We start from the raw sequence: 16,022 nt of genomic DNA on the forward strand, positions 1-16,022 counted from the left end.
CCGTACGCCCGCGCCGACGAGCCGGGGTGCGCGGTGTCCGGTGACGGTGTCGAGTGCGGGAGGCCCGGTGAGCGAGCCCAAGGTCGTTCTGGGAGTGAGTGGCGGCATCGCCGCGTACAAGGCGTGCGAGCTGCTGCGCCGGCTTTCGGAGTCCGGTCATGACGTGCGCGTGGTGCCCACCGCGTCCGCGCTGCACTTCGTCGGCGCCGCCACCTGGTCCGCCCTGTCCGGCAACCCCGTCTCCACCGAGGTCTGGGACGACGTCCACGAGGTCCCGCACGTCCGCATCGGCCAGCACGCCGACCTCGTGGTCGTGGCGCCCGCCACGGCCGACACGCTCGCCAGGGCCGCCCACGGCCTCGCCGACGACCTGCTGACCAACACCCTGCTCACCGCCCGCTGCCCGGTGGTCTTCGCGCCCGCCATGCACACCGAGATGTGGGAGCACCCCGCCACCCAGGAGAACGTGGCGACGCTGCGCCGCCGCGGCGCCGTGGTGATCGAGCCGGCCGTGGGCCGTCTGACCGGCGTCGACACCGGCAAGGGCCGGCTGCCCGACCCCGCGGAGATCTTCGAGGTCTGCCGCCGTGTCCTCGCCCGGGGCGCCACCGGGCCCGACCTCGCCGGGCGGCACGTCGTCGTCAGCGCCGGCGGCACCCGCGAGCCCCTCGACCCCGTCCGCTTCCTGGGCAACCGCTCCTCCGGCAAGCAGGGCTACGCCCTCGCGCGCACCGCCGCCGCCCGCGGCGCCCGGGTCACGCTGGTCGCCGCGAACACCGCGCTGCCGGATCCGGCGGGCGTGGACGTCGTCCGCGTGGGGACGGCCGTGCAGCTGCGCGAGGCGGTGCTCAAGGCGGCCGCCGACGCCGACGCGGTGGTCATGGCCGCCGCCGTCGCCGACTTCCGCCCCGCCGCCTACGCCACCGGGAAGATCAAGAAGAAGGACGACCAGGAGCCCGAGCCGATCGTCCTGGTGCGCAATCCGGACGTTCTGGCGGAGATATCGGCCGGCCGGGCGCGGTCCGGACAGGTGATCGTCGGATTCGCCGCCGAGACCGACGACGTCCTCGCCAACGGCCGCGCCAAGCTCGCCCGCAAGGGCTGCGACCTGCTCGTGGTCAACGAGGTCGGGGAGCGCAAGACCTTCGGCGCGGAGGAGAACGAGGCCGTGGTCCTCGGCGCCGACGGCAGCGAAACCCCCGTACCGCACGGGCCGAAGGAAGCCCTGGCCGAGACCGTGTGGGACCTGGTGAAGGCCCGGCTCGCCTGACCGTCCCGGCCGTTCCGTGGACGCTACGCGCCCCGCACTCGGCGTGTGGCGCCTCTGGCCAAGGCCGCCGGACATTGGGCAGAATGCCCGTGCCGCAGGTCACAGGGCTCCCGAGAGGCGAGACAGGTGGGCCGGTGGCCGAGCGCGACCGATAAACTGTTCTCGGACGACCCGGGCGCAGCCCCCGTGGCGTCCGCCCATGATCAGCCAGCAGCCGCTGCAACCCCAGGGAGCGTTGTGTCCCGTCGCCTGTTCACCTCGGAGTCCGTGACCGAAGGTCACCCCGACAAGATCGCTGACCAGATCAGCGACACCATTCTCGACGCGCTTCTGCGTGAGGACCCGGCCTCCCGGGTCGCCGTCGAGACGCTGATCACCACCGGCCTGGTCCACGTGGCCGGCGAGGTCACCACCAAGACGTACGCGGACATCGCCACCCTGGTCCGCAACAAGATCCTCGAGATCGGCTACGACTCCTCGAAGAAGGGCTTCGACGGCGCCTCCTGCGGCGTGTCCGTCTCCATCGGCGCGCAGTCCCCGGACATCGCGCAGGGCGTCGACACCGCGTACGAGACCCGGGTGGAGGGCGACGAGGACGAGCTGGACCGGCAGGGCGCCGGCGACCAGGGCCTGATGTTCGGCTACGCCTCGGACGAGACGCCGACGCTGATGCCGCTGCCCATCTTCCTGGCCCACCGCCTGTCCAAGCGCCTGTCGGACGTGCGCAAGAACGGCACGATCCCCTACCTGCGCCCGGACGGAAAGACCCAGGTCACCATCGAGTACGACGGCGACAAGGCGGTCCGCCTGGACACCGTGGTCGTCTCCTCGCAGCACGCGAGCGACATCGACCTGGAGTCGCTGCTCGCGCCCGACATCCGCGAGTTCGTGGTGGAGCCGGAGCTCAAGGCGCTCCTCGAGGACGGCATCAAGCTGGACACCGAGGGCTACCGGCTGCTGGTCAACCCCACCGGGCGGTTCGAGATCGGCGGCCCGATGGGCGACGCCGGCCTGACCGGCCGCAAGATCATCATCGACACGTACGGCGGCATGGCCCGCCACGGCGGCGGCGCCTTCTCCGGCAAGGACCCCTCCAAGGTGGACCGGAGCGCCGCGTACGCGATGCGCTGGGTCGCCAAGAACGTCGTCGCGGCGGGCCTGGCCTCCCGCTGCGAGGTCCAGGTCGCGTACGCCATCGGCAAGGCCGAGCCGGTCGGCCTGTTCGTGGAGACCTTCGGCACCGCCAAGGTCGACCACGAGAAGATCGAGAAGGCGATCGACGAGGTCTTCGACCTCCGCCCGGCCGCGATCATCCGCGACCTCGACCTGCTCCGCCCGATCTACGCCCAGACCGCCGCCTACGGCCACTTCGGCCGTGAGCTGCCCGACTTCACCTGGGAGCGCACCGACCGCGTGGACGCCCTGCGCGAGGCTGCCGGGCTGTAAGCCCGGCCAGGAGCCCTTCCACCGAGGCCCGGTTTCCCGCGGGGGAACCGGGCCTCGGCCGTGCGCCGCTGACGGTCGGCTTCAGCCGTCGGCGGTCTTCGGCTGTCAGTGGCATTTGGTAAGAATGCAAGCGTGAGCAGCGAGAACGGGCCGGGGGACGGCGAGGGCGCGCAGGCGCCGCCGGAGCAGCTCGCGCTCATCCGGGAGAGCGTGCGCAAGGCCAAGGAGCCCCGGGCCAAGCCGCGCACCTGGCGGGGCGCCGCCCTCGCCGAGCACCTGCCGGTGGCGCGGGTGCTGGTCGACAAGGGCGTGCTGCACCTCGACCGGTACTTCGACTACGCCGTGCCCGCCGAGCTGGACGCCGACGCCCAGCCCGGCGTCCGGGTCCGCGTCCGCTTCGGGGCCGGACGGCACCGGGTGCGCGAGGGGCGCCGCGAGGGCGGCGGACTCATCGACGGCTACCTCGTGGAGCGCCGCGCCGACTCCGACTACTCCGGTCCGCTCGCGGCCCTCGCCCAGGTGGTCTCGCCCGAGCCCGTGCTCAGCGCCGAGCTGCTGGGCCTGGCCAGGGCCGTCGCCGACCGGTACGCGGGCAGCGTCGCCGACGTGCTCCAGCTCGCCGTGCCGCCGCGCAGCGCCCGTGCCGAGCGGCGGCCCTCGCCCGAGCCCCTGCCCCCGCCGCCGGCCCCGGACCCCGGATCGTGGGCCCGGTACGAGCAGGGCAGCGCCTTCGTCGAGTCGCTGGCCGCCGGGGGCGCCCCCAGGGCCGTGTGGAACGCGCTGCCCGGGCCGCTGTGGTGCGAGGAGCTGGCCCGCGCCGTCGCCGCGACGCTCGCCTCGGGGCGCGGCGCGCTGGTCGTCGTACCGGACGGGCGGGCCGCCGCGCGGGTGGACGCCGCGCTCACCGCCCTGCTGGGCGAGGGGCGGCACGCGCTGCTCACCGCGGAGACCGGCCCCGAGAAGCGGTACGCGCAGTGGCTCGCGGTGCGCAGGGGCGCCGTACGGGCCGTGGTGGGGACCCGGGCCGCCATGTTCGCGCCGGTCGCGGACCTCGGCCTCGTCGCCGTCTGGGACGACGGGGACGACAGCCACAGCGAGCAGCACGCGCCGCAGCCGCACGCCCGCGATGTGCTGCTGCTGCGCGCCGCGCTCGACAAGTGCGGCTTCCTGCTGGGCGGTTGGAGCTGCACGGTGGAGGCCGCGCAGCTCGTCGAGAGCGGCTGGGCGCGGCCGCTGGTCGCCGGCCGGGAGCAGGTGCGGCGGGCCGCGCCCCTCGTACGGACCGTGGGGGACGAGGACCTCGCCCGGGACGAGGCCGCCCGCGCCGCGCGGTTGCCCACGCTCGCCTGGCAGGTGGTCCGCGACGGGCTGCGGCACGGGCCGGTGCTGGTCCAGGTGCCCAGGCGGGGCTACGTGCCCCGGATGGCGTGCGCCAACTGCCGTGCCCCTGCCCGCTGCCGGCACTGCGCGGGCCCGCTCCAGGGACAGGACGCCGGGACGCTGCGCTGCGGCTGGTGCGGCCGCGAGGAGGGCGCCTGGCACTGCCCGGAGTGCGGCGGTTTCCGGCTGCGGGCGCAGGTCGTGGGTGCCCGGCGGACGGCCGAGGAGCTGGGGCGGGCCTTTCCGGCGGTGCCGGTGCGCACCTCGGGGCGCGAGCACGTGCTGGACACGGTGCCGGACGCTCCCGCACTGGTCGTCAGCACGCCCGGCGCCGAGCCGGTCGCCGAGGGCGGGTACGCGGCCGCCCTGCTGCTGGACGGCTGGGCGATGCTCGGGCGGCCCGATCTGCGAGCCGGGGAGGACGCGCTGCGGCGGTGGATCGCGGCCGGTGCGCTGGTGCGGCCGCAGGGCGAGCGGGGCACGGTGGTCGTCGTGGCCGAGCCCACCCTGCGGCCCGTGCAGGCGCTGGTGCGCTGGGATCCGGTGGGGCACGCGCTGCGGGAACTGGCCGAGCGGGCCGAACTCGGCTTCCCGCCGGTGTCGCGCATGGCGGCGGTGTCGGGTCCGCCGGAGTCGGTCGCGGACTTCCTGCACGCGGTCGAACTGCCCTCCGACGCGGAGGTGTTGGGCCCCGTACCGCTGGCGGTCACCCCGCCGGGCCGCCCTCGCCGCTCGGGCACGCCCCCGCCCGGCGAACACTGGGACCGCGCCCTGATCCGCGTGCCCCCCGGCAGCGGAACCGCGCTCGCCACCGCGCTCAAGGCCGCCCGGGCGGCCCGCACGGCCCGGGGGACCGGTGAGGCGGTGTGGGTACGAATCGATCCCCCCGACATCGGGTGAGGGCGCTGTGCGGGGAGCCGACGTGCCCGGGTCCGGGTGGGCGGCCCGGCCGAGTCAGGCGTTGCGGGGCCCGGGGAAGGCCGTAGGGCGGGCCTCGTCGCGCAGGGACGGGCTGCCGGCCGTGGGCTGGGTCGGCATGGAGCGGGCCGCCGGGACCGTCGGCACCGCGGCGATGCCGCCGCCCACGTTGACCGTGCGGGTGCCGGAGGGCTCCGTGGTCCGCTCGGCCTCGGCGGCGGCCTGGGCTGCGGCACGGCGCGCGCCGTAACGCCGGTGGACCGCCTGCTTGGTGACGCCGAGCGCCGATCCCACGGCGTCCCACGAGAAGCCGAGGGAGCGGTCGAAGTCCACGGCGGCGGTGACCAGGGTCTCCACGCTGTCCCGCAGTTCCTGCGCGAGGCGGACCGTCGGGGCGGGGGCACGCCCGTAGACGACGAAGCCCGTGGAGGGGCCGGTGCGGCGCGGGCGGTAGACGTTGCCCAGCTGGGCGGTGAGCGTGCGCAGTGCGTCCACCTGCCGGCGGACCCGCTCGATGTCCCGCACCAGCAAGTGCAGGCTGGCCCGGGCCTGGGCGTCGTGGGTTGCGTGGTCGGCCATGAACAAGCCTCTCGAACCGGCGTTGAAAGGAATCGGGCCGCCGATGCGGTCCCATTGTGGTCAACTCTTTCTTGACCAACGCGTTTTCCCTCCGGTGGTCACGGTGAGGGGGCGTAAGAACATATGCGTACGCCCCCGCGGGTGGACGCGCGCTGCGCCGCCCGTCGTGGTCATAGACTGGTGCGCTGCCCGCCGTCCACCGCCGCCCGAGAGGCCCAAGCCAGCCCATGAAGCTCGTCTTCGCCGGTACCCCCGAGGTCGCCGTTCCCGCCCTGGACGCCCTGCTCGCCTCCGGACGGCACGAGGTGGCCGCCGTCGTCACCCGGCCCGACGCGCCGGCCGGACGCGGGCGCAGGCTGGTCGCGAGCCCCGTCGCCGAGCGGGCCCTCGAGGCCGGCATCGAGGTGCTGAAGCCGGTCAAGCCGCGCGAGCCGGAGTTCCTGGAGCGGTTGAGGGAGATCGCCCCGGACTGCTGCCCGGTCGTCGCCTACGGCGCCCTGCTGCCCAGGGTGGCCCTGGACGTGCCGGCCCACGGCTGGGTCAACCTGCACTTCTCGCTGCTGCCGGCCTGGCGCGGCGCGGCGCCCGTGCAGCACGCGCTGATGGCGGGCGACGAGATCACCGGCGCCTCCACCTTCCTCATCGAGGAGGGGCTCGACTCCGGGCCCGTCTACGGCACGGTCACGGAGGAGATCCGGCCCACCGACACCAGCGGCGACCTGCTCACCCGGCTCGCCTTCGCGGGGGCCGGACTGCTCGCGGCGACCATGGACGGCATCGAGGACGGCACCCTCAAGGCCGTGCCGCAGCCCGCGGAGGGCGTCACGCTCGCGCCGAAGATCACGGTCGAGGACGCGAAGGTCGACTGGAGCGCGCCCGCGCTGCGGGTGGACCGGGTGGTGCGCGGGTGCACGCCCGCGCCGGGTGCGTGGACCACGTTCCGCGGTGAGCGCCTGAAGCTGATCCAGGCAAAGCCCGTGCCCGGGCGGACCGACCTGGCGCCGGGCGCGCTCGCCGCCGGCAAGAACAGCGTCCACGTCGGCACCGGCTCCTACGCCGTCGAGCTGCTGTGGGTCCAGGCGCAGGGCAAGAGGCCGATGAGCGCCGCCGACTGGGCCCGCGGCGCCCGCATCACCGAGGGCGAGTCCCTCGGCACCTGAAGCGCCGCCCGCCCCGCCGCGTGAAGCGCCGCCCGCCCCGCCGAGGGCGGGCAGCACGGCGAGGGGCGCGGGCGGGAGCCGGGCGCGGGTGGGGCGTTCGGGGCGGCGCCGGGCGGGACGTAGGGTGGAGGTACCGCGCACTTCCACATCCGGAGCACCTTTTTCGTGAGCGACACCGAACGCCGGCCCCGCGGGGCCGGCAAGCCCTACCGCCGTCCGCAGAAGGACCCCGTCCGCATCCTCGCCTTCGACGCGCTGCGCGCTGTGGACGAGCGGGACGCCTACGCCAACCTCGTGCTGCCCCCGCTGCTGCGCAAGGCGCGGGAGAAGGGCGGCTTCGACGGGCGGGACGCCGCGCTCGCGACCGAGCTGGTGTACGGCACGCTGCGCCGGCAGGGGACGTACGACGCGATCATCGCCGCCTGCGTCGACCGGCCGCTCAGGGAGGTCGACCCGCCGGTCCTCGACGTGCTGACCCTCGGCGCGCACCAGCTGCTCGGGACGCGCATCCCGAGCCACGCCGCCGTGTCCTCCACCGTCGAGCTCGCCCGGGTCGTCCTCGGCGACGGGCGGGCCAAGTTCGTCAACGCCGTGCTGCGCAAGGTCGCGCGGGACGACCTCGACGGGTGGCTGGAGAAGGTCGCCCCGCCCTACGACGAGGACCCCGAGGACCACCTTGCCGTCGTCCACTCCCACCCGCGCTGGGTCGTCTCCGCGCTGTGGGACTCCCTCGGCGGCGGCCGGGCCGGCATCGAGGACCTGCTGGAGGCGGACAACGAGCGGCCCGAGGTCACCCTGGTCGCCCGGCCCGGGCGGGCCACCGCCGAGGAGCTGCTGCGCGAGGAGGCCGCCGTGCCGGGCCGCTGGTCGCCGTACGCGGTGCGGCTCACCGAGGGCGGCGAACCGGGCGCCGTGGACGCCGTACGGGAGGGCCGCGCGGGCGTGCAGGACGAGGGCAGCCAGCTCGTCGCCCTGGCCCTGGCCAACGCGCCCCTGGACGGCCCCGACGCCAAGTGGCTCGACGCCTGCGCCGGCCCCGGCGGCAAGGCGGCCCTGCTCGCCGCGCTCGCCGCGGAACGCGGAGCCGCGCTGCTCGCCTCCGAGAAGCAACCGCACCGCGCCGGGCTCGTGGCGAAGGCGCTCGCCGGAAACCCGGGGCCCTACCAGGTGATCGCCGCCGACGGCACCCGTCCGCCGTGGCGGCCCGCGAGCTTCGACCGCGTCCTCGTCGACGTGCCCTGCACCGGCCTGGGCGCCCTGCGCCGCCGCCCCGAGGCACGCTGGCGCCGCCGCCCGGAGGACCTGGACGGCTTCGCCCCGCTCCAGCGGGGGCTGCTGCGCACGGCCCTGGAGTCGGTGCGGGCCGGCGGTGTGGTCGGCTACGCCACCTGCTCGCCCCACCTCGCCGAGACCCGCGCCGTCGTCTCCGACGTGCTCAAGCAGTTCCCCGCGGCCGAACTGATCGACGCCCGCCCCCTCCTGCCCGGCGTCCCCGCCCTGGGCGAGGGTCCGGACGTACAGCTCTGGCCGCACCTGCACGGCACCGACGCGATGTACCTGGCCCTCATCCGGCGGACCGCCTGACCGAGGACGGCCCGGGCATCAGGAAGTGGGCCGCCACCGCCAGCAGCAAGGGCAGCAGGCTGACGATCAGCATGGTCAGCCGCAGCCCGTTGCTGAAATCCAGACCGAGGTCGAGGCCCGCCGCCTGCCGGAGCAGGTTCGGGTCGTACACGGCCGTGCCCGGGGGACTCACCGCCAGCTGGCTGCGCACGGCGTCCACCGCCTGCGTGGCCCGCGGCACCGACAGACCGCGCGTGGCGGCGTCGGCCAGCCACTCCCGGTGGAAGAAGAAGTTCAGCAGCAGCACGTAGACGGTCGGGCCGAGCGCGGCGCCGGTCATGCAGGAGGCCGACTGCATGGATGCCACCGTGCCGGAGCGCCCCTGCGGTGCATGGGCCAGGACCGTCTCGGAGACCGAGGTGGAGGTGATCGTCACCCCGAGGTTGCACAGCCAGGTCGCCAGCAGGAGCAGCCACAGCGCCATCGTGGGACCCGCGGTGCCCGCCATGACCAGTGCGCTGGCCGTCAGCACCAGCAGGCCGGTGACCATGACCGGCCGTGGGGTGTACCGGCCCATGAGGTGCCCGGCGAGGATCACGGAGCCGGCGACCAGCCCGGTGCCGGGGAGGAAGAGCAGGCCGATGGCCTGCGGCGGCAGGGACAGCACCGCCGCGCCGAACTGCCCCAGCGAGAAGCTGAACCCGGTGCCGAGGAAGTTGAGCGCGAGGGCCGCGGCCAGGGCCACGCTGAACGCGGGAACGCGGAACAGCGCCAGATCCACCGCGGGTTCGGGAGCACGCCTTTCGTGGAGCACGAAGGCCACCGCGGCGGTCAGGCTGATCAGCAGCGGCACCCAGGTCTGGGGCCGGGTGACGCCGTTCTGCGCCGCGGCCATGCCGACGACCAGGGACAGCAGGGCGAGGCCCACCAGGACGACGGCGGCCACGTCGAGCCGGCGGCGTTCCTGGGCGGGTGGCCGGGGGACGTACCGGGCGGTGAGCCAGAGCGAGAGCACGCACAGCAGCGGGGCGATGAGGAACATGGACCGCCAGCCGGCGGCCTGCACCAGCCAGCCCGCGAACGCGGGGGTCACCCCGCACAGGAGCATCTCGATGGCCATGAACACACCAAGGGCGGCAGGGCGTTTCTCCGGCGTCACCGAGACCTTGAGCAGGGCCAGGGACACGCCCAGCAGGCAGGTCAGCCCCAGCCCGTCGAGGAAGCGCATCGCCAGCAGAAAGCCGTAGCCGGGCGCGAGCATGGACAGCAGGTTGGCGACACATACGACGGCGAGGCCCGACATCAGCAGCCGCTTCAGCCCGAACGCGTCCGCGAGGTTGCCCGCGGCGAGGACGGCGGCGGCCACCACCAGCGTCGCCGCCCCGGTGAGCAGCCCCACGAGGTTGGGCGGCACGTGGAGGGCGTGGCTCACCTCCGACAGGTTCAGGCTGAGCACCAGCGGGTCGACGACCGTGACCGTGAAGGCCAGGGCCGGTCCGAGGATGACCGGGAGGTCCCTCGCGCTGGACCTCGTGGGGGCCGTCGGCACCGCAACACCTCCGATGGTCCGGCAGGCCGTCTGCCCGTCGACCATAGGACGGCCTCCCCCGGCCACCGCGCTTTTCCGGGCCGACGCGCGCAAGCCGACCGACGTCCGGGTCGCCCGCGCGCCCGCGCGCGCCCCGATCCGCGCATCCGGAGCCGGTACCGGGGCGAACAACCGTGCCCCGGCATGGCAGGCTTGGAACATGGCCGTGCAGATCAATCCCAGCATCCTGTCCGCCGACTTCGCGCGCCTCGCCGAGGAGGCGAAGGCGGTCGAAGGGGCCGACTGGCTCCACGTCGACGTGATGGACAACCACTTCGTCCCCAACCTCACGCTCGGCGTCCCGGTCGTAGAGTCGCTGGCCCGCGCGACGGACACGCCGCTGGACTGCCATCTGATGATCGAGGACGCCGATCGGTGGGCCCCCCAGTACGTGGAAGCGGGTGCCTCCTCGGTCACCTTCCACGTCGAGGCGGCCGCCGCGCCCGTGCGGCTCGCCCGCGAGATCCGCGCCAAGGGCGCCCGCGCCTCCATGGCGCTCAAGCCCGCCACCCCCATCGAGCCCTACGAGGACCTGCTCCCCGAGCTCGACATGCTCCTGATCATGACCGTGGAGCCGGGCTTCGGCGGCCAGGCGTTCCTCGACATCATGCTGCCCAAGATCCGCCGCACCAGGGAGCTGATCAGCAAGCACGGCCTCCAGCTGTGGCTCCAGGTCGACGGCGGCGTGTCGGCGTCGACGATCGAGCGCTGCGCGGACGCGGGCGCCGACGTCTTCGTCGCCGGCTCGGCGGTCTACGGGGCGAACGACCCGGAAGAGGCGGTACGTGCACTGCGCACGCAGGCGGAATCGGCCACCGCCAAGGCGTCCTGGGCGTGCGACCACTGAGCCACAGCTACGTGAACGGCTCCCATCAGGGCTGATCAAGTGCGCCGGATCTGCAAGGATGAACGGCGAATCCAGAGTGTGAACAGCAGTGAGGAGATCGCCGTGTCGGGTATGTCGGCGGGCCGGTCAGCAGTGCGGATGGGACCCGCTGAGCTGGTGCAGGCGGCGGCCATGGCCCGCCGCTTCTACCTCGAGGGCAAGTCGAAGATCCAGATCGCCGAGGAGTTCGGCGTCAGCCGCTTCAAGGTGGCCCGGGTCCTGGAGACCGCCCTCGAACGGGATCTCGTACGCATCGAGATCCGTGTGCCGGCCGAGCTGGACGCCGAGCGCTCCGACGCGCTGCGCGCCCGCTACGGCCTCAGGCACGCCGTCGTGGTGGAGTCCCCGGCCGAGGCCGAGGAGACGCCCGACCCGGAGAACCTCGGGGAGGTGGCCGCCGACCTGCTCGGCGAGCTCGTCAACGAGGGCGACGTGCTCGGCCTGGCCTGGGGCCGTTCCACCATCCACATGGCGGCGGCCCTCGACCGGCTGCCCCCGTGCACGGTGGTGCAGCTGACCGGCGTGTACGACGCCGGGACCTCCGAGCGCGGCTCGGTCGAGGCCGTACGCCGCGCCGCACAGGTCTCCGGCGGCGACGCCCACCCCATCTACGCGCCGATGCTGCTGCCGGACGCGGCCACCGCGGCGGCGCTGCGCAACCAGACGGGGATCGCCCGCGCCTTCGAGTACTTCGACAAGGTCACCGTCGCCTGCGTCTCCATCGGCTCCTGGGAACCGGGCATCTCCACGGTGCACGACATGCTCAGCGAGGAGGAGCGCGCCCACTACGCCTCCCTCGGCGTCGCCGCGGAGATGGCCGCGCACCTCTTCGACGCCGAGGGGCGCCGGGTCGGGCGGGACCTGGGGGAGCGGTGCATCACGGTCAAGGCCGACCAGCTGCGCCGGATCCCGGAAGTCGTGGCGATCGCGGGCGGGCAGCGCAAGGCGTCGGCGATCGACGCGGTGCTGCGCTCGGGTCTGGTCACCAGCCTGGTGACCGACACCTCGGCCGCGGACTACCTGATGACGGCGGGAACCACCCCGAAGCCCGCCCTCAACCGCGCGGACCCGGACGGAATCTGACGGTCGGAAGACGGTCGGAAGGCGGCTGGAAGACGGTTGGAAGGCAGCCGCAAGACGGCCGGAATCCGACGGTCCCCGGCGGCGGGGCCCCGCACGTGACGGAGGGACGGCCGTGGCAGCATCGGCGCCATGCTGCTGCTGCGGTTCGTCCCCCGCGTGCTCGGGGCGCTCGGGGTCTGCCTGCTCGTCCTGCTGGCCGGGTGCTCCTCCCCGCCGTCCACGCCGGCTCCGTCAGGCGTCCCCTCGTGGGCCGCGCACATGGCCACCGTCCCGGCGGCCCGGCTGCCCGCGGAGGCGCGCGAGACCCTCGCCCTCATCGACAGGGGCGGCCCCTATCCGTACGCCCGCGACGGCGTCGTCTTCGGGAACCTCGAGGGCCGGCTGCCTCGGCACCAGCGGGGCTACTACCACGAGTACACGGTACGGACGCCGGGCTCGCGCGACCGCGGCGCGCGGCGCCTCATCACCGGGCAGGGCGGCGAGATCTACTACACCGACGATCACTACAAGTCGTTCAAGGCGGTGCTGAGATGACGGAACTCGTGGTCACGCTGGACCTCGAAGGCGTCACGGACAAGGCGGGCCTCATGGACCGCGTCGCCCGGGCCCTGGCGCTGCCCCCCTGGTTCGGCCGCAACTGGGACGCCCTGGCCGACTCCCTGTCCGACGTCTCCGCGTGGCCCGAGGAGGCGGCCGGGGGGCTCCTGCTCGTCGTACGGAACTGGCGGGCGTACGCCGAGGCGCGGCCGCAGGAGTGGGAGACCGCCCAGGAGGTGTTCGCGCACGCGATGCGCTCGATGCCGTCCCTGACCGTCGCGCTGACCCTTGGAGGATCCTCCTAAGGGGTCCCTGACCGGCCTGGACGTTGTGACGGGGGATGCCGGCGGGCCGGGCATGGGACAATGAAGTACGTGCTCTTTTCCCCCTGGCGCACCCGTCGGGGGGTCACCTCTGATCGACTGGGATGTGCGGCACGTGCGTTTCCTCAATGACATCCAGCCCGCGTACGACCTGACGTACGACGACGTCTTCATGGTGCCGAGCCGCAGCGCGGTCGGCTCGCGTCAGGGCGTGGACCTCAGCTCCCCGGACGGCACGGGCACCACGATCCCGCTGGTCGTCGCCAACATGACCGCCATCGCCGGCCGCCGCATGGCGGAGACGGTGGCCCGGCGCGGCGGCCTGGTGGTCATCCCGCAGGACATCCCGATCGAGGTCGTCACCGAGGTCGTGTCCTGGGTCAAGAGCCGCCACCTCGTGCTCGACACCCCGATCGTGCTGGCCCCGCACCAGACGGTCGCCGACGCCCTCTCCCTGCTGCCCAAGCGCGCGCACAACGCGGGCGTGGTCGTCGACGAGAACCATCGCCCCGTCGGCGTCGTCACCGACCAGGACCTCACCGGCGTCGACCGCTTCACCCAGCTCGAAGTGGTCATGAGCAAGGACCTGCTCCTGCTGGACGCCGACATCGACCCGCGCGAGGCGTTCAACACCCTCGACGGCGCCAACCGGCGGTACGCGCCCGCCGTCGACAAGGACGGCAGGCTCGCGGGCATCCTCACCCGCAAGGGCGCCCTGCGGGCGACCCTCTACACCCCGGCCACCGACGCCGACGGCAGGCTGCGCACGGCCGCCGCCGTGGGCATCAACGGCGACGTGGCGGGCAAGGCCGAGCAACTGCTCGCCGCGGGCGTGGACACCCTCGTCATCGACACCGCGCACGGCCACCAGGAGTCGATGATCAGCGCGGTCAAGCTGGTGCGCGACCTCGACCCGCGGGTGCCGATCGTGGCCGGCAACATCGTCTCCGCCGAGGGCGTCAAGGACCTGATCGACGCGGGCGCGGACATCATCAAGGTCGGGGTGGGCCCCGGCGCCATGTGCACCACGCGCATGATGACCGGCGTGGGCCGTCCGCAGTTCTCCGCCGTCCTCGAGTGCGCGGCCGAGGCCAGGAAGTACGGCAAGCACGTGTGGGCCGACGGCGGGGTCCGCCACCCGCGCGACGTGGCGATGGCGCTCGCGGCCGGCGCGTCCAACGTGATGGTCGGTTCCTGGTTCGCCGGGACCTACGAGTCCCCCGGCGACCTCCAGCAGGACGCCGGCGGGCGCCTCTACAAGGAGTCCTTCGGCATGGCCTCCGCGCGCGCCGTGCGCAACCGCACCTCGGAGGAGTCCTCCTACGACCGCGCCCGCAAGGCGCTGTTCGAGGAGGGCATCTCCACCTCCCGCATGTTCCTCGACCCGGCACGTCCGGGCGTGGAGGACCTCATCGACTCGATCATCGCGGGCGTGCGCTCCTCGTGCACCTACGCCGGCGCGGCCTCCCTGGAGGAGTTCGCCGAGAAGGCCATCGTCGGCATCCAGAGCGCGGCGGGCTACGCCGAGGGCAAGCCCCTGCACGCCAGCTGGAACTGACCGTTCCACCGGGGCCTTGCGGCACCGGGCAACGAAACGCGCACCCTTCGCGCACACACGCAAGGATCTTGCGTGTGTGCGCAAGGTTGCTGCATTACGCCCGTGAACCGTCGCCTCATAGGGTGCTTCGCTGTACGAGGCGTGCGGGGACCCCGCTCGGTGGGTTCCCGCGGGACGGGGCGCACCGGTCACCGCCGCCCAGCCCCGCAGCGACGAAGGAGCCGCGCGTGCTCGACCAAGGCGCACCCCCGCAGAACCGAACAGTCACCGTCCCCCTGTCCACGGGCGCCCGCCTGATGCGCCGCAAGCCCGTGGAGCGCCTGGTGGCGGAGGGTGGCCAGGGCGAGGGAGGGGCGCTGCGGCGGTCCCTGGGCCTGTGGCAGCTGACCATGATCAGCATCGGCGCCACGCTCGGCACCGGCATCTTCGTGGTCCTCGGCGAGGCGGTGCCCAAGGCGGGCCCGGCCGTCACGCTCTCCTTCGTGATCGCCGGTCTGACCGCGCTGTTCTCGGCCCTGTCCTACGCCGAACTGGCCGGCACCATCCCGGTCGCCGGCTCCTCCTACTCGTACGCATACGCAACGATGGGCGAACTGATCGCCTGGGTGTGCGGCTGGTGCCTGGTGCTGGAGTACGGCGTGTCGGTGGCCGCCGTGGCCGTGGGCTGGGGCGAGTACCTCAACGAACTGCTCAAGGGCACCATCGGCGTCACCATCCCGGCCGCGCTCTCGGCGCCGCCCGGCGACGGCGGCGTCTTCAACCTGCCGGCGCTGATCGTCGTCCTGCTGGCGATGGTCTTCCTGATGGGCGGCGCCAAGGAGTCGGCCCGCGCCAACACGATCATGGTGTGCGTGAAGATCGCCGCGCTGGTGCTGTTCTGCGCCATCGGCGTCCAGGGCTTCCGCTCGGGCAACTACTCCCACTTCATGCCGCTGGGCATGAGCGGGGTCAGCGCGGCGGGCGCCACGCTCTTCTTCTCGTACATCGGCTTCGACGCCGCCTCGACGGCGGGCGAGGAGGCGAAGAACGCGCAGCGCGACCTGCCCCGCGCGATCATGCTGTCGCTCGTCATCGTCACCGCGCTGTACGTCCTGGTCGCGGCGGTAGCGGTCGGCGCCAAGCCCTGGCAGAAGTTCAACGACTCCGAGGCCGCCCTCGCCCAGATCATGCGCGACGTCACCGGCCAGAGCTTCTGGGGCACCCTGCTGGCCTTCTGCGCGGTCATCGCCATCGCCAGCGTGGTCCTGACCGTGCTCTACGGCCAGACCCGCATCCTGTTCGCGATGTCCCGCGACGGCCTGGTGCCCAAGGTGTTCTCGCGGGTCCACCCCAAGAGCGGCGCCCCGCGTGCCAACACGGTGATCGTCTCGCTGTTCTGCGGTGTGCTCGCCGCCGCCATCCCGCTGGGCCAGCTCGCCGACGCCACCAGCATCGGCACCCTGTTCGCCTTCGCTCTGGTCAACGTGGCCGTGGTGGTGCTGCGCCGGACCCGCCCGCACATGCACCGCAGTTTCCGGGTGCCGCTGTCGCCGGTGCTGCCCGCGGTGGGCTTCCTGCTCTGCCTCTGGATGATGGGCAGCCTGTCCACCGTCACCTGGGTGGTCTTCGGTGGCTGGATGGCGGTCGGGCTCGTGTTCTACTTCGTGTACGGCTACCGGCGCTCCCGTCTCGCGGCGCCGTCGGTACCGTCCGAGCCCTCCGCACCCTCCGCACCATCCGAGAAGTGATCCG

Annotated in this window: 13 protein-coding genes; 11 read left to right on the top strand and 2 right to left on the bottom strand. The window is 73.6% G+C overall.

What is annotated here, in order from left to right; all coding sequences use genetic code 11:
* The first annotated feature begins 67 nt into the window (after positions 1–67).
* From coaBC to IE217_RS26890, 3 genes are all read left to right on the top strand, one after another.
* Complete coding sequence (gene coaBC, locus IE217_RS26880) at positions 68–1,270, top strand: bifunctional phosphopantothenoylcysteine decarboxylase/phosphopantothenate--cysteine ligase CoaBC (protein ID WP_190180529.1); 1,203 nt, start codon at positions 68–70, stop codon at positions 1,268–1,270.
* Between the two features lie 237 nt (positions 1,271–1,507).
* Positions 1,508–2,716, top strand: coding sequence for a methionine adenosyltransferase (gene metK / locus IE217_RS26885; protein ID WP_190180530.1), 1,209 nt, complete (start codon positions 1,508–1,510; stop codon positions 2,714–2,716).
* Positions 2,717–2,848: 132 nt separating this feature from the next.
* Positions 2,849–4,996, top strand: a complete 2,148-nt coding sequence (locus IE217_RS26890; RefSeq protein ID WP_190180531.1) for a primosomal protein N' — start codon at positions 2,849–2,851, stop codon at positions 4,994–4,996.
* Between the two features lie 54 nt (positions 4,997–5,050).
* On the opposite strand, the gene IE217_RS26895 is transcribed toward IE217_RS26890, so the two are convergent.
* Positions 5,051–5,593 (bottom strand): hypothetical protein, encoded by a 543-nt coding sequence (locus IE217_RS26895; RefSeq protein ID WP_190180532.1) that lies wholly within the window; start codon positions 5,591–5,593, stop codon positions 5,051–5,053.
* Positions 5,594–5,820: 227 nt separating this feature from the next.
* Here IE217_RS26895 and fmt point away from each other — a divergent pair, with 227 nt between their 5' ends.
* Both fmt and IE217_RS26905 read left to right on the top strand, forming a co-directional pair.
* Positions 5,821–6,753: a methionyl-tRNA formyltransferase gene (fmt, locus tag IE217_RS26900; protein ID WP_190180533.1), complete on the top strand. Its 933-nt coding sequence runs from the start codon at positions 5,821–5,823 to the stop codon at positions 6,751–6,753.
* Positions 6,754–6,918: 165 nt separating this feature from the next.
* Positions 6,919–8,337, top strand: coding sequence for an RsmB/NOP family class I SAM-dependent RNA methyltransferase (locus tag IE217_RS26905; protein WP_190180534.1), 1,419 nt, complete (start codon positions 6,919–6,921; stop codon positions 8,335–8,337).
* Here IE217_RS26905 and IE217_RS26910 read toward each other — a convergent pair.
* Positions 8,318–9,865, bottom strand: a complete 1,548-nt coding sequence (locus IE217_RS26910) for an MFS transporter (protein ID WP_229865628.1) — start codon at positions 9,863–9,865, stop codon at positions 8,318–8,320. The two genes, IE217_RS26905 and IE217_RS26910, sit on opposite strands and share 20 nt — an antisense overlap.
* 199 nt (positions 9,866–10,064) lie before the next feature.
* Between IE217_RS26910 and rpe the strand changes: the two genes are divergently transcribed.
* The 6 genes from rpe to IE217_RS26940 all read left to right on the top strand — a co-directional run bounded on the left by rpe (position 10,065) and on the right by IE217_RS26940 (position 16,018).
* A complete protein-coding gene (gene rpe / locus IE217_RS26915; protein WP_190180536.1) occupies positions 10,065–10,751 on the top strand; it encodes a ribulose-phosphate 3-epimerase in 687 nt (228 codons plus the stop codon).
* A 78-nt stretch (positions 10,752–10,829) separates the two neighbouring features.
* Positions 10,830–11,873 (top strand): sugar-binding transcriptional regulator, encoded by a 1,044-nt coding sequence (locus tag IE217_RS26920; RefSeq protein WP_190180537.1) that lies wholly within the window; start codon positions 10,830–10,832, stop codon positions 11,871–11,873.
* A 132-nt stretch (positions 11,874–12,005) separates the two neighbouring features.
* Complete coding sequence (locus IE217_RS26925) at positions 12,006–12,407, top strand: guanyl-specific ribonuclease (protein WP_190180587.1); 402 nt, start codon at positions 12,006–12,008, stop codon at positions 12,405–12,407.
* Positions 12,404–12,715: a barstar family protein gene (locus tag IE217_RS26930; RefSeq protein ID WP_190180538.1), complete on the top strand. Its 312-nt coding sequence runs from the start codon at positions 12,404–12,406 to the stop codon at positions 12,713–12,715. Before IE217_RS26925 ends, IE217_RS26930 begins: the two co-directional genes overlap by 4 nt.
* Before the next feature lie 133 nt (positions 12,716–12,848).
* On the top strand, positions 12,849–14,291 hold the full coding sequence (locus IE217_RS26935) for a GuaB1 family IMP dehydrogenase-related protein (protein ID WP_190180539.1): 1,443 nt from the start codon (positions 12,849–12,851) through the stop codon (positions 14,289–14,291).
* 227 nt (positions 14,292–14,518) lie between these two features.
* Positions 14,519–16,018, top strand: coding sequence for an amino acid permease (locus IE217_RS26940; protein ID WP_190180540.1), 1,500 nt, complete (start codon positions 14,519–14,521; stop codon positions 16,016–16,018).
* Positions 16,019–16,022 lie beyond the last annotated feature (4 nt).

Source organism: Streptomyces naganishii JCM 4654 (genome assembly GCF_014650575.1).
Classification (GTDB): domain Bacteria; phylum Actinomycetota; class Actinomycetes; order Streptomycetales; family Streptomycetaceae; genus Streptomyces; species Streptomyces naganishii.

Coding starts and splice junctions, on each gene's coding strand:
- fmt (WP_190180533.1), top strand. CDS start 5,821: ATGAAGCTCGTCTTCGCCGGTACCCCCGAGGTCGCCGTTCCCGCCCTG.
- rpe (WP_190180536.1), top strand. CDS start 10,065: ATGGCCGTGCAGATCAATCCCAGCATCCTGTCCGCCGACTTCGCGCGC.
- IE217_RS26895 (WP_190180532.1), bottom strand. CDS start 5,593: ATGGCCGACCACGCAACCCACGACGCCCAGGCCCGGGCCAGCCTGCAC.
- IE217_RS26930 (WP_190180538.1), top strand. CDS start 12,404: ATGACGGAACTCGTGGTCACGCTGGACCTCGAAGGCGTCACGGACAAG.